The 12,969-nt window shown below is 68.2% G+C and carries 11 protein-coding genes; 1 reads left to right on the forward strand and 10 read right to left on the reverse strand.

From position 1 onward, the window contains the following. Window positions 1-25: 25 nt before the first annotated feature. Window positions 26-1,234 (forward strand): imidazolonepropionase, encoded by a 1,209-nt coding sequence (hutI, locus tag E3O60_RS11615; RefSeq protein ID WP_134498150.1) that lies wholly within the window; start codon window positions 26-28, stop codon window positions 1,232-1,234. A gap of 37 nt (window positions 1,235-1,271) precedes the next feature. Here the strand turns inward: hutI and E3O60_RS11620 are convergent, their stop codons facing one another. From E3O60_RS11620 to E3O60_RS11665, 10 genes are all read right to left on the reverse strand, one after another. After that, window positions 1,272-2,762, reverse strand: coding sequence for a Mur ligase family protein (locus E3O60_RS11620; RefSeq protein WP_241993253.1), 1,491 nt, complete (start codon window positions 2,760-2,762; stop codon window positions 1,272-1,274). Window positions 2,763-2,976: 214 nt separating this feature from the next. Next, window positions 2,977-3,780 (reverse strand): ABC transporter permease, encoded by an 804-nt coding sequence (locus E3O60_RS11625; protein WP_240632526.1) that lies wholly within the window; start codon window positions 3,778-3,780, stop codon window positions 2,977-2,979. A 109-nt stretch (window positions 3,781-3,889) separates the two neighbouring features. Then, the gene (locus E3O60_RS11630) at window positions 3,890-4,915 is read right to left on the reverse strand and encodes an ABC transporter ATP-binding protein (protein WP_134498152.1); all 1,026 of its coding nucleotides are present in this window, start codon (window positions 4,913-4,915) and stop codon (window positions 3,890-3,892) included. Then, window positions 4,912-5,964, reverse strand: coding sequence for a sigma-E factor regulatory protein RseB domain-containing protein (locus E3O60_RS11635; RefSeq protein ID WP_174845061.1), 1,053 nt, complete (start codon window positions 5,962-5,964; stop codon window positions 4,912-4,914). The genes E3O60_RS11630 and E3O60_RS11635 overlap by 4 nt, the downstream gene beginning before the upstream one ends. Window positions 5,965-6,018: 54 nt before the next feature. After that, on the reverse strand, window positions 6,019-6,876 hold the full coding sequence (locus E3O60_RS11640) for an aminoglycoside phosphotransferase family protein (RefSeq protein WP_134498154.1): 858 nt from the start codon (window positions 6,874-6,876) through the stop codon (window positions 6,019-6,021). A 38-nt stretch (window positions 6,877-6,914) separates the two neighbouring features. Next, a complete protein-coding gene (locus tag E3O60_RS11645) occupies window positions 6,915-7,772 on the reverse strand; it encodes a Cof-type HAD-IIB family hydrolase (protein WP_134498156.1) in 858 nt (285 codons plus the stop codon). 80 nt (window positions 7,773-7,852) lie between these two features. Next, entirely contained in the window at window positions 7,853-9,274 is a 1,422-nt protein-coding gene (locus E3O60_RS11650; protein WP_134498158.1) for a glycoside hydrolase family 1 protein, read from the reverse strand. A gap of 99 nt (window positions 9,275-9,373) precedes the next feature. Next, window positions 9,374-11,230 (reverse strand): beta-glucoside-specific PTS transporter subunit IIABC, encoded by a 1,857-nt coding sequence (locus E3O60_RS11655; RefSeq protein WP_134498160.1) that lies wholly within the window; start codon window positions 11,228-11,230, stop codon window positions 9,374-9,376. Between the two features lie 200 nt (window positions 11,231-11,430). Beyond that, window positions 11,431-12,318: a PRD domain-containing protein gene (locus E3O60_RS11660; RefSeq protein WP_088454813.1), complete on the reverse strand. Its 888-nt coding sequence runs from the start codon at window positions 12,316-12,318 to the stop codon at window positions 11,431-11,433. A 52-nt stretch (window positions 12,319-12,370) separates the two neighbouring features. Further along, window positions 12,371-12,889 carry a DinB family protein gene (locus tag E3O60_RS11665; RefSeq protein WP_088457787.1) on the reverse strand — a complete coding sequence of 173 codons (519 nt, stop codon included), beginning with the start codon at window positions 12,887-12,889 and terminating at the stop codon, window positions 12,371-12,373. Between the last annotated feature and the right edge of the window lie 80 nt (window positions 12,890-12,969).

Consider the following 12,969-nt stretch of genomic DNA (forward strand, 5'->3'; position numbering starts at 1 on the left):
CTACACCCGACCGGAAGGCCCGACGATGACCGCCGAACTGATCACCGGGATCGCAGAGCTCACCACCCAAGCCGCCGAGTCCAGCCAAGACAGTCATGACGACAACAGGCTGGCGGATGCCGCGCTCGTGATCGAGAACGGCCGCATCGCCTGGATCGGGCCGGCCGCCGACGCGCCCGCCGCCGACAGCGAGGTGAATGTGCACGGCCGGGCGGTGCTCCCCGGTTGGGTCGACACCCACACCCACCTGGTTTTCGCCGGTGACCGGGCTGCCGAGTTCGAGGCCCGCATGGCCGGGCAGAGATATGCAGCCGGCGGCATTGCCACCACGGTGGCCGCCACCCGGGCGGCGAGCGAGGCCGATCTGGTCGCCAATGCCCGCCGCCTCCGCCGGGAGGCCGCTGCCTCGGGCACCACCTTCCTGGAGACCAAGACCGGCTACGGCCTCGACCTGGCCAGCGAACTCCGCGGGGCCAGGGCGGCGGCCGAGGTCGCCGACGTCGTCACCTTCCTCGGCGCCCACCTGGTGCCGCCGGGCATCGACCGGCGCGACTACCTCGACCTGGTGACCGGTCCGATGCTTCAGGCGGTGGCCCCGCACGTCGACTTCATCGACGCGTTCTGCGAGACCGGGGCGTTCGACGTCGACGAGTGCCGCGAGGTGCTGCTCGCCGGCCGGGCCGCCGGGTTGGGCCTCCGCCTGCACGGCAACCAGCTCGGCGCCGGCGGTGGCGTGCGGCTCGCCGTGGAGCTCGGCTGCGCCAGCGTGGACCACTGCAACCACCTCGACGACGCCGACATCGACGCCCTGGCCGGCTCCGACACCGTGGCCACCCTGCTTCCGGCCTGCGACCTGTCCACCCGGCAGCCGTTCCCGCCCGCCCGACGGCTGCTCGATGCGGGCGCGCACATCGCACTGGCCAGCAACTGCAACCCGGGCACCTCGTACACCACGTCGATGCCGTTCTGCGTGGCCACGGCGGTGCTGCAGATGGGCCTGACCGTGCGCGAGGCGGTGTGGGCGGCCACCCGCGGCGCGGCGCGGGCGGTCGGCCGTGAGCACGGGCCGGATGCCGTGGGCTCGCTCCGCATCGGCGGCCGCGCCGATCTGCAGGTGCTGGATGCCCCGTCGGTGGCACATCTGGCCTACCGGCCGGGGGTACCGCTCTGCGTCGCCACCTGGATCGAGGGTGTGCGCGCCCACCCCCGCGTAAGCCGCGACTTGAGCACCTGAAACCGGGAGTCTTGGTGATTAAGTCACAGTTCGCGAGTTAGGAGACCGGCCAGCCGTGCCGGGCGAGGGCCTCCCGGGCCAACGCGCGCGCCGAGTACGGTGTGCGCACTCCTCGAATATCGCGGTAGTCCTGGTGGCCGGGTCCGGCCCAGAGGATGGCATCGCCGTCCCTGGCCAGGTCGACCGCGTAGTCGATCGCGGCCTCCGGCGGTGAGACCTCCACGATCTGCTTGGTGGGGAAGGCTTCCCTGGCGGCGTCCACGAGCATCCGTCGGATGCTGGCAGGGTCTTCGAAGCGGGGGTGATGGTCGGTGATGACCACGATGTCGGAGCCGGCCGCCGCGACGCGCGCCATTTCGGGGCGCTTGACCGGGTCCCGGTCGCCGTCGGCGCCGAAGAGCATGATGACCCGGCCCGTGGTGACGGCCTTGACCGCACGCAGGGTCTTCTCGAACGCGTCGGAGCTGTGGCCGAAGTCCACGTAGACGCGCGGGCCGGTCGGACCGGACACGCTCTCGGTGCGGCCGGGGATGTACACCTCGATGCCGTCCTGCAGCGCCGCCTGTACCCGGGCGGCGTCGTAGCCGGCCTCGACGATCATCGCCACGGCCAGCCCGGCGTCCGCGACGAGGTGGTCGCCCAGCAGCGCGACCGTCGTTTCGACGAACTCGCCGGCCCGGTTCTGCACCCGGAACCGGGTGGCCTCCGGCAGGGCCTCGAGGATCTCCAGGCGCCAATCCGGGTCGGTCTTGGCATCCGCCGAGATCGAGGTCACCGGGATCTTCGGCTCGGACAGCAGCTTGAGGCCCCAGGGGGTCTCCATGCTCACGACGCCTCTGCGGGCGCGGTCCGGCCGGAACAGAAGCTCCTTGGCGTCGAAGTAGTTCTCCATGGTGCCGTAGTCGTCGAGGTGGTCGATCGAGAGGTTGGTGAAGCCGGCGACGTCGAAGACGATGCCGTCGACCCTGCCGTGGGTCAGGCCCTGGGCGCTGACTTCGAGCACCACGGCCTCCACCTGCTTTTCCTTCATGCGGGCGAGGAGAGCGTGCACGTCGGTGGCCTCTGGGGTGGTGAGCCTGGAGACGAAGACCTCGCCCGCGATGTGGCGTTCGGCCGTGGTGGACAGGCCGGTGACCAGGCCCATCTGGCGCAGCACGGCCTCGAGCACGTAGGCGGTGGTGGTCTTGCCGTTGGTTCCGGTGATGCCGAAGATCGTGGGGGCGCTGTCGGCGGTGCCGTAGATGAAGGCGCTGAGGTCGCCCAGGCGGCCGCGCAGGTTGTCGCTCACGAGAACGGGCACGCCGGCGGCACGCGCCTCGGCCTCGCCGTCTGCATCGGTGAGCACGGCGACCGCGCCGGCCTGCACCGCGCCGTCGGTGTACGCGGCGCCGTGGCCGTTCTTGCCGGGCAGGGCCACAAAAAGGTCGCCCGGCTGCACCGACTGGGTGGAGAGGGCGATGCCCGTCACGATTGTGCCCGCGTCGGCCGGGGCGCACGAGGTGTCGGCCCGAACGGCAACATCCGCCAAGCGAACCCGCGGCGGGCTGCTCGGTCTAACGACGGGTGGGGTACTTTCGATTGCCAAAACAGGTGCCTCCGGATTCACCCCCCGAATGAGGGCAGAATATTACCGTAGGCTCCCGTTCTGCAAGGGACCTGCGATAGCGGCCCGTTCTGGCACACTCATGTCAATTGCATAGAAAGCGGCGCAGCGCGGGCCCGTCTCGGGTTGCCCCGCGACCTCAGCTCAGGATGTCCTTGGTGGCGAATCGGCCGTAGGCGAGCGCCCCGAAGACCAGCAGATAGCCGCCCTGCAGCAACGCGTTGGCGCCGAACGAGGTGAAATCGATCGGTTGCCGCAGCAGGTCGGCGAAGTCGAGCCAGTAGTGGCTGAACAGCCACGGATGCAGCCAGTCCAGTTGCGGCAGAGAGTCGAGCACTTGCGCCACGACCGAGAGCACGATGGTGGCGGCCATCGCCCCGACGGGCACCACGGTGAGGGTGGAGAGGAACAGCCCGATGGCCGAGAGGCCGAGCAGTGAGACCGTGACGTAGCCGGCGATGAGCAGGGCCCGCAGGAATGACTCGGCCAGGCTGATGGTATCTCCGGAGAGCAGGGTCAGCGGGCCGACCGGGAACAGTGCCAGCCCGGCGAGCACCCCGGCGGTGACGACGGTGAGCGTTGCCGCGAGGCAGAACACCGCGGCGCCGATGTACTTCACCACGAGCAACCAGACCCGTCCGGCCGGGGCCGCGAGCAGGTAGCGCAGGGTGCCCAGGCCGGCCTCGCCCGCGATGGTGTCGCCCGCGACGACGCCCACGGTGAGCGGCAGGAACAGCGGGATCGACACGATGAGTCCGGTCACGGCGACGAACAGGCCGTTCTGGGTGACCTGGTCGAGGAACGGCGGACCGCGGCCGGGGGTCGGCTCCTGCGAGGAGAGCCGCACGGCGACGGCGATGAGCACCGGCACCGCGGCCAACGCGAGCAGCAGCGCCCAGGTGCGGCGGCGGCGGAAGAGCACCGTCAGTTCGGAGACCAGCAGCGCCCAGGCGCCGCCGGGTCGAGCCGTCGCCGAGGATGCCGCTGGCCCACTCTCTGGCGACGTTCTGTCGGACACCGACCTATCGGACACCGTCTTATGGGACACCGTCTTATCGGACAACGTCGAACCCCTCTCCGGTGAGAGCCACGAAGCGGTCCTCGAGGCTGGTGTCCTGCAGGTGGAAGCCACGCACCCGCACCCCGCCGGCGACGAGCGCCGCGACGAGGTCTTCCTCTGCGAGGTGTCCGCCTGCGGGCACCTCGAGGGGGGCGCTCACCCAGTGGTCGGCGGGCCGGTTCGAGGAACCGCCGACGGAGGAGAAACTCTCGGCGCCGCGCTCGTCCGGCGGGGACTCCAGCTCGGCCACCAGTCCGGCGGCGGCCAGCACCCGGATCGCCGCCGCGGCATCCGGGGTTCGCACCCGCACCCTGGCTGCACCGGCGCGCAGCTCGTCGAGGGTGCCCTGGGACACCAGGCGTCCGGCGCTCATGATGGCCGCGTGCGTGCACATATGCTCCACCTCGGCGAGCAGATGGCTGGACACGAAGACCGTGGTCCCCTCGCCGGCCAGGGATCGCACCAGGGCGCGCACCTCGCGGGTGCCCTGCGGGTCGAGTCCGTTGGTCGGTTCGTCCAGCACGAGCAGTCGGCGCGGCATCAGCAGGGCGTTCGCGATGCCCAGGCGCTGCTTCATACCCAGCGAGTACGCCGTCACCTTCTTGCCCGCCGCGTTCGACAAGCCCACCCGGTCCAGCGCGCGGTCCACCCGGGCCCGGCGGCTGCGGCCGGGCGCGGCGCGGTCGGCGGAGTCGAGCCGGCGCAGGTTGGCGGCGCCGGAGAGGAACGGGTAGAACGCGGGGCCCTCCACCAGGGCGCCCACCTGCGGCAGCACCCTGGCCAGGCGGCCTGGCATCGACTCACCGAGCAGGCTGACCTCGCCGCTGGTGGCCCCGGCGAGGCCGAGCATCACCCGGATACTGGTGGTCTTGCCCGACCCGTTCGGGCCGAGGAAGCCGAACACCGAGCCCATCGGCACAGCAAGGTCGATGGCGTCCACGGCGATCTGGCGGCCGAACCGCTTGGTAAGAGCCCGGGTCTCGATGGCCAGGTCGCCGGCCCGGGCGGCGATGGTCACTCCTGGGCTGCGGCGGCCTGCAGCCGCTCCACAGGGACGGAACCGGCGAAGACCCGGCCGTCGTCCGTGATCAGCACGCTCATGAGGGTGGTGCTCAGGGCCCGGCCGCCGTCAACGGCGTCGGTGAGCTGGCTGTACAGGGGTGAGGCGGCGAGTTCGGCCATGGCCGCGGCATCCGCGCCGGCCGGCACAGACACGACGGCGTCCCAGCCGGAGCCCGTGACGGTCACGCCGCTGGTCTCACCCTCGGGGTGGCCGGCCGCGTCCTTGGCGGGCAGGGTCTCCTCGGTGACCGTGGCTCCGGCCGGCGCGGTGAAGACGAACAGGTCGGCGGGCGGGGCGTCGAAGCTGAGCGAGGTGAAGGCCACGCTGATCACGGGCTCCGCTGCCTCCTGCGCCTCGACCTGCACGCGCAGCGGCAGCCCGGTCTCGGAGTCGACAGCGATCGAGACGGATCCCACCAGGGTGTCGTCGGTGTTCGGGGTGAGCACCAGCTCGTACGCGGTGCGACCGGCCACCTCGGTGTTCTCACCCAGGGTCACCTCGGTGCTTGGCGCCACCTCGGCGAGGAACGTGTCGGCCATCTCGCTCGGCGTGTAACCCGGCGCCGACCGGTCACCCGTGTCGGCCGGCAGGGTCGTGTGCGCGGCGGTGTTGTCGGCGGAGTCGTAGAGCCAGAGGTCGGCGCCGTTCTGAATCAGGTTGCGCTCGGACATGGTGTCCTGCACCTGTACCCGGCTCTGGTCGGGGCCGTTCTGGTAGACCCGCACGGTGTGACTGCCGGTGAGCAGGTCGAGGGCGTCGGCGAACTCGGCGGTGGCGGCGTCCCCGGTGCTGGGGATCTCGGGCAGTCCGAGATCCGAGGTCTGCTCGATGGTGCCGGAGAAGGTGTCGACGGTGCTGCCGGCCGCCAGTTCGAGCACGTCCTGCGGGGTCTTGTCCGGCAGGTCAACGGCCGCGCCGGCCTGCAACGGAACCGCGAGGACCCCCGCGACGATCACGGTGGGAACCGCGACGGCGGGCATCCACTTCAACCAGGTTCGGGACATGACAGAAGACCTCCAGTGTCACCACATAGAACTGCGCAATGCGTATCCCCGACACTACGCTCCGATGCTGAAAGTTCCACTCGACTTATACCCGTCGTTCAGGCTTTCCAACAGGAGTTCCGCCACGGCGCGGGCGCTTCGGGCATGCCAGGTGGGAATGGCGTCGCCCCGCGCCCAGGCCAGGGACAGACCGCACCAGGCGATGGTCCACTCCGCTAGCGTCACCGGGTCGATGCTCGCCTGGCGGCTGATGGTGGTCAGCCGCGCCGCGAGATTGTCGAGCGCGGCCGTCTCTGTCGGGTTGCAGAGGATGTTGGCGAAGTCGAAGGCGCGATGCCCGATCAGGCCCTTCGGATCGATCACCGCCCAGCGGTCGCCGAAGTCGAGCACGTTGCCGTGGTGGATGTCGCCGTGCAGCACCGCAACATCCGCCGGCGAGGTCGTGGCCAGCAGCCGTTCGGCCCGTTCGGCCGCCCGCTGCAGCACCGGGTCGTCGGACCGGGTGGTGAGCAGGACCTGGAACCAGTCGCGGAGGGCGACGAGAGGCACCTCGCTGAAGGAGGGCGGTGTGTGCTCGTGCAAGGTCAGCGCGGTCTGCACGAGGACGGCTGTCGCTGCCGCATCCTGACCCGCCGCCGCCATGACCGTCAGATCGCGAGAACCGGTCGCTCGCACCATCAGCGTCGCCCGGTCGGTCCGCGCCAACACCCGCGCGGCTCCATGCCCGCCCCACCACTCGAGGAGGGTGGCACCCCGAGCTTCCTCCTCCACCAGCGCGATCTTGAGCATCACGGCTTCACCCCCGCGGGTACCGGGCATGAGCTCGCTCGACGGTGTCGAGAACCCCGTCCCCACGGGCGTCACACCCCACGCGGTCAGCCGCGCGCGCATCTCGGCCGAGGGCTCGTTCATCCGCTCAGGCTACCCGCGCAACCCGGGGCGAGCAGCACTCAGATCAGGCCGTGGCGGCGGAACGCGTTCCAGACGCCGTCGTCGAGGACCGAGGTGGTGACCTCGTCGGCGTGCGCCTTGACCGTGTCGGTGGCGTTGCCCATGGCGATGCCGACGCCGCAGACCTGCAGCATCTCGATGTCGTTGGTGCTGTCGCCGATGCCGATGGCGGATGCCGCGTCGATGCCGAGCCTGTCGAGCAGCTGCAGGAGGGTGGTGCCCTTGTTCACCCCGTCAAGGGTGACCTCGCCGCTGCCCCTACCCATGTGCGGGATGGTGCCGGTGATCACGTGGAAGTCGCCGCTGAGCGCTTCCGACACCCTGTCGAAGGCCGTGAGGTCGGCGGCGAGGAACACGGACTTCGCGATGCCGGTGTAACGAAGCGGTCGTACGTCGGCGAATGCCTTCAGCGCGGGGTGCTCGTCGGCGTCGGTCACGGAGGCCAGGTCAGTACGGGTTTCACCCTTCCGCTCGCTGTCGTCGTCGAGGTACGCCGCGAACCGCCCCCGGACCCCGGGGCTCGGGAAGAGCTCGTCGTAGGACTGCAGGTAGAAGTCGTACCCCGACTCCTCATAGAAGCCGACCATCCGGGCGACCGCATCCTCGGGCATCGTGCGGGAGATCACGAGTTCGTCGCCGATCTCGGCGAAACCGCCACCGGCGGTGATGGCACCGTCGAAGCCGATGTCGCGGATCGCCGCGTAGATCTCCACCGACGCCCGCCCGGTGCTCAGGTAGACCAGGTGCCCGTTGGCCCTGGCGGTCCGCACCGCCTCGATGGTGGACGGGGCGATCACTTCGCCCGAGTCGATGAGGGTGCCGTCCACGTCGAGAAAGGCGATGCGCGGGGAAATCATGTGGAGCTCCAAACGAGGCGGTCTCCCGGGCCGAACCGGGTCCGGAAGACCACCCAAGGGTTAATACCTATACATCGACGCTAGCGGGTGAGGCTGGCACCGTTCGACTCGATGACCTCGGCGTACCAGTCGAACGACTTCTTCTTGTACCTATCGAGGGTGCCGCTGCCGTCGTCGTAGCGGTCGACGTAGATGAACCCGTAGCGCTTGCTCATCTGTGCCGTGCTGGCGCTGACGAGGTCGATGCAGCCCCAGGGTGTGAAGCCCATCACCTCCACGCCATCGGTGAGCGCCTCGCCGACCTGCACGAGGTGGTCGTTCAGGTAGGCGATGCGGTAGTCGTCGATGACGGTCTTGCGGCCGTCGATCTCCACAAGCTCGTCCTTCGCGCCGAGGCCGTTCTCCACGATGAAGAGCGGCTTCTGCCAGCGATCCCAGAACTGGTTCAGCACGATGCGCAGGCCCACCGGGTCGATCTGCCAGCCCCACTCTGATTCCTTCAGCGTCGGGTTGCGCACACCGCCCATGATGTTGCCCTTGCCGACGACCCGCTGCGACTCGTCAGCCGTCTCGGCCACGCTCACGTAGTAGCTGAGCGAGACGAAGTCGACGGTGTTCTCTTTGAGGACCGCGCGGTCGTCGTCGGTGATGACAAGGTCGACGCCCTGGTCCCGCAGGCTCCGCAGGTAGTAGCCCGGGTATTCACCGCGCACGTGGATGTCTCCGAAGGCGAGGTTGGTGCGCTCGGTGGTGAGCGACGCCATCATGTCATCGGGGGACGGCGACAGCGGGTACACGGGCATTGCGAGGATCATGCAGCCGACCTGGGCGTTTGGGGCGAGCTCGCGGGCGGCCCTGGTGGCCAGCGCGCTGGCAACCAGCTCATTGTGAACGGCCTGGTACAGGTCGGTTTTGGTGAGCTGGTCCTTGGGAGTGTTGATACCGCCAGAGAGAAGCGGGGCGTGCAGCACGGAATTGATCTCGTTGAACGTGAGCCAGTACTTCACCCGGGCGCCGTAGCGGGCGAAGAGCACGCGGGCGTAGTGCTCGTAAAAGCCGATCAGCTCGCGGTTGACCCAGCCGTCGTAGGTGTCGGTGAGGTGGAGCGGCGTCTCGTAGTGCGAGATGGTCACCAGCGGCTCGATGCCGTGCTTCTCGCACTCGTCGAGAACCCGCTCGTAGAACGCGAGGCCCTCTTCGTTGGGCTCGGCCTCGTCGCCGAGCGGGAAGATCCGGCTCCAGGCGATGGAGAAGCGGAAGGTCTTGAAGCCCATCTCGGCGAACAGGGCGATGTCTTCGGCATAGCGGTGGTAGAAGTCGATGGCCACCTGCTTGAGGTTGTCGTCGGTGGGGCCGTCAGTACGCGGCGTAGTGATGCCCTGGGGCATGACGTCCTGGATCGACAGGCCCTTGCCGCCCTCGTTGTATGCGCCTTCGATCTGGTTCGCGGCAGTGGCGCCGCCCCAGAGGAAATCAGCGGGAAACGTTGTTGAATCAGTCATTCGTGTGCTCCTTCTATTACGCAGTGCAGATGTGGTGCAGTGCACGGGGCGGAGGAGCGGTCGGGCCGCTCCTCTGCCGAGACGTGCTGGGTGTGCTTGTTAGGCGATGGCTAGTTCTGCTTCGGCGATGGCGAGGAAGAGGGCGTCGCCGTGGGCCACCGGTCCCGATGCGGGCGAGCCGATGGTCGGGTACTTCCTGGGGTTGGTGATGATGACCGGGGTGGTGATGTCGTAGCCGGCCGCGGTGATCGCCGCGATGTCGAACTCCACCAGGAGGTCGCCGGCCGAGACCCGCTGGCCCTTCTCCACCTTGAGGGTGAAGTGCCGGCCGCCGAGCTTGACGGTGTCGATACCGATGTGGATCAGCAGCTCCGCACCATCGGCGTGCTGCAAGCCGATGGCGTGGCCGGTCGGGAACGCCGCAGCCACGACGGCGTCGAACGGTGCGTACAGGGCGCCGACACGGGGGATGATCGCGACACCCGAGCCCAGCGCGCCACCGGCGAAGACCGCGTCCGGCACCTCGGTGAGGGCGACGGCGGTGCCGTCCAGCGGGCTGAGCACCTGCAGGTCGGTGCTCTCCGCCGGGGCCGCGGCCTCTTCGACCGGATCCTTGAACCCTACGATGACGGTGAGGAGAAACGGCACGATGACGGCGACGGCCAGGCCGAGGAACAACATCACGATGCTGCCCTCACTGAATAGCGCGGGAAGGCCCAGTGCCGAGGGGAGCACGAAGGCGTTTGACGCGACGCCACCGGCGGAGATCAGGGCACCGCCGAGCACACCACCGATGATGCCGTAGACGAACGGCTTCTTCAGGGGCAGGTTCACTCCGTAGATCGCAGGCTCGGTGACACCGGCCAGGAAGCCCGAAAGGGTGGCTGGAGCCGCCAGCGACTTCAGGTCCTTGTTCTTCGTTCGCACCCAGACGCCCGCCACGGCCGCTGCTTGTGCGAGCACGGCGGCGAACAGTGGGGCGAGGATGAAGATCAGTCCGGTGCTCTGGAGTTCGGCCGTCATCAGCGGCACGATGCCCCAGTGCAGTCCGAAGATGACGAAGACTTGCCAGAGCCCACCCATAATCGCGCCGCCGAGCCAGGGCACCACGTTGAAGACCCAGCCGATACCGCCGGCAAGTCCGGTGCTGATCAGGTTGGAGAGCGGACCGATGATCAGGAAGACCATCGGAACGAGGACGAGGACCATGATCATCGGGGTCACGAAGCGACGGATCGCAGACGGCAGTTTGGCATAAAGGAATGCTTCACCGTGACTCTGCAGCCAAACCACCACGATGATCGGGATGACGCTGGACACGTAACTGACCATCGTGACCGGGATGCCGAAGAAGGTGATGTCCGGAACGCCGTTGAGCGCGACGATGGATGGGTACACCAGGGCGCCGGCGATAGCGAGGGAGGTGAACTGGCTCGCGTTGAAGTACTTGGCTGCGGTGATCGCGATGGCGAGCGGCAGGAAGTTGATGAAGGAGTCCGACAGGGCATTGAGGATCGTGTACGTCGTCGTGGCCGTGTCGATCCAGCCGAAGGTCGCCGCCGCCGCCAGGAATGCCTTCAGCAGGCCGGTTCCCGCCAACGCCCACAACAGCGGCGTGAAGATCGCCGAGATCATCGCGATGAAGCGGTTGAGCAGGTTGCCCTTCGAGGCATCCGTCGTGGCACCGGTCGTGTTCGTCGACCCGCCCGTCAGGTTGGAGATCTTGCCGATCTCGGCGAAGACCTCTGGGACCTCGTTGCCGATGACGACCTGGTACTGGCCGCCGGCCTCGGCCGTGGCGATGACGCCCGGGGCCGACTTCACGCCGGCCTTGTCGATCTTCGAGTCGTCCTTGATCACGAACCGCAGCCGGGTGGCGCAATGCACCAGCGACGAGACATTGTCTTCGCCGCCCACGCCCTTGAGAACCGCAGCAGCGGTTTTGGAGTAATCCATCGTTCTGGTTCACCTTCCGCCGCGGCATCGCGGCTTCTTCGTGCCAAGGAAGCGGGACTTCGGATTTTGGGCAAAAAAAAGACCTGAACTCAGACATCGCGATATGCGATGAGAGTCCAGGTTTTGCCTGCTTGCGCAGTAACAATCCGAAGAGCTTCCACAGGTCGTCTTCGCCCTGCGACGCTTACGCTAGCACACCGTCAGGGCGCTGCGCCATCCACAACCTGGTTGGCCAGGCGCTCCACGTGCACGATCACGTAGAGGAGTTCTTCATCGGTGAGCTCGGAGCCGGTGGCTTCACTGACGTACAGCTTGACGTCGGCGGCGATCGCGTACGAGCGCGGATAACTGTGTTTGGCGAACTCGAAGAACGACGTGTCGGAGCCTCGCAGCATCGTCTTGGCCACGAGTCGCTGCAGGAGAAATTGGATGTGCAGGATGAACCGCGCGTAGTCCGGGCTCGCCACGTCCAGCTGCACGCCGAGGCCGCCCTCGACCGTGGTGACCACGTGCTGTACGCGACGGAAGAGCAGCGCCGCGGTGCCGTTGGGCTCGTCTCGGGTCGCGTTGAGAATATGCATCGTGAGGAATACGGCCTCCTCCGCCGGGAGGTCGGTCTGGAGACTGGCACTGACGGATCGTGCCATCGCCAGCGCCGCGTCGAACTCCTGCGGGTGCAGCACGCGCAGTTCGGGCATCGCCGTGCTCGGGATCCGAATGCCTTTCTGCATACGCTCGAGCACGTATTGCACGTGGTCGATGATGGCCATCGGCAGCCGCCGACCAAGGCTGCGCCCCAGGATCCGCTCGGCCTCATCGACGGCGGCCGTGACGGCCTCGATGACCGGGTACGGTACCGAGGCGAGCAGCTGCCGGGCGTGATCGGCTCCGCTGCCCTGCTCGAGGATGAAGGTCTTCTCGACCTTCGCCGGGTCGATGGTGTCGGTGGGCTGCAGCTGGAATCCCAGCCCCCGCCCCATCAGTACCCGTTCCTGGCCGGCGCTGTCGACCGAGATGACGACGTTGTTGTTGAGCACCTTGTGCGCCACAACGGCCGGGCTGCGCGCCACGCTGCGGTCCGTCGTCATGGCCGAAGTTTACAGCGTCGGCCGTTCAAGTGACTGGATCGCTGACGTCCGGTCAGCGGGACACGTCGTGCAGGTGGTGCGTCGGGTCGTGGAGGAAGTACTGGGCCAGCGTGGTCACGGTGAAGCGGGCGCCGTCGCTGCGGCGGCCGGTGCGCTGCCGGTCGGCGGGCGGCACGGCAGCAAAGGCGTCGGCAACGGATGCCGCGGCCGCGGCCAGTTCCGCCGCCACGACCCGCGGATCCTGCTCGTTGTAGCGTTCGGCCACCGCGGTGGCGTCCTGGTCCCAGTTCGCGAAGAGCGGGTCGTCCTCGGCGCGGATCAGGCCCAGCCGAAGGTCGAAGATGCGGAACACGTCACGCACGTGGGCCGCGTATTCCAGCTCCGACCAGGTGGTGTCGTCGGGCCGCGCCGTAACATCCGGTCGGTCGAGCACGGGTGCCCAGGCGGCCGCGTTCTGGCGCACAAGATCGGGTACGTCGTCGTAGCGGAGCTCGGCGGCGGAGAATCCGCACTCGGGGCAAGGGCGCTCGAGCACCCAGGTCCAGTCTTTGGTGTCGGGGGTGATCGGCATCTTCACAGCCTAGGGAAACCGGCCGGCCGGCTGCGGGAACTGACTGCCACAAATGGTGCAGACACTGCCAATCGCATCCG

This window comes from Cryobacterium sp. TMB1-7 (assembly GCF_004402435.1).
Classification (GTDB): domain Bacteria; phylum Actinomycetota; class Actinomycetes; order Actinomycetales; family Microbacteriaceae; genus Cryobacterium; species Cryobacterium zongtaii.

Coding starts and splice junctions, on each gene's coding strand:
- hutI (WP_134498150.1), top strand. CDS start 26: ATGACCGCCGAACTGATCACCGGGATCGCAGAGCTCACCACCCAAGCC.
- E3O60_RS11635 (WP_174845061.1), bottom strand. CDS start 5,964: ATGTCCCGAACCTGGTTGAAGTGGATGCCCGCCGTCGCGGTTCCCACC.
- E3O60_RS11640 (WP_134498154.1), bottom strand. CDS start 6,876: ATGAACGAGCCCTCGGCCGAGATGCGCGCGCGGCTGACCGCGTGGGGT.
- E3O60_RS11645 (WP_134498156.1), bottom strand. CDS start 7,772: ATGATTTCCCCGCGCATCGCCTTTCTCGACGTGGACGGCACCCTCATC.
- E3O60_RS11650 (WP_134498158.1), bottom strand. CDS start 9,274: ATGACTGATTCAACAACGTTTCCCGCTGATTTCCTCTGGGGCGGCGCC.
- E3O60_RS11655 (WP_134498160.1), bottom strand. CDS start 11,230: ATGGATTACTCCAAAACCGCTGCTGCGGTTCTCAAGGGCGTGGGCGGC.
- E3O60_RS11660 (WP_088454813.1), bottom strand. CDS start 12,318: ATGACGACGGACCGCAGCGTGGCGCGCAGCCCGGCCGTTGTGGCGCAC.
- E3O60_RS11665 (WP_088457787.1), bottom strand. CDS start 12,889: ATGCCGATCACCCCCGACACCAAAGACTGGACCTGGGTGCTCGAGCGC.